Annotated in this window: 1 protein-coding gene; it reads left to right on the top strand. The window is 42.7% G+C overall.

Annotated features, from left to right (window positions below; all coding sequences use genetic code 11):
* Positions 1–139 precede the first annotated feature (139 nt).
* Positions 140–234 (top strand): dual-action ribosomal maturation protein DarP (locus ACTHSP_RS24140; RefSeq protein WP_440346183.1); only part of this gene is annotated, 95 nt, incomplete at its 3' end.

Genomic DNA, 234 nt, shown 5'->3' with positions numbered 1-234 from the left:
GTGGTTAAACAGCATAAAAAGGTTTCCTGACAGGGTTTTGCGGCATTTTAACCGTTTCAGACGGCCTCTGCAAAAATCGCACGGAAAGGCCGTCTGAAAACTGATAAAATAGGCAGATTCAGAAAATCAGGGAAACACAATGTTTGAACAAGAAGACGAATGGGTCAGCAAAACCCAAATGAAAAAGCAGATGAACGATTTGCAGGCTTTGGGTATGGAATTGACCAAGCTCTC

This window comes from Neisseria sp. P0001.S005 (assembly GCF_051963715.1).
Note: the sequence above shows the minus strand (reverse complement) of the source record. Positions and strands in the feature narration are given on the sequence as shown.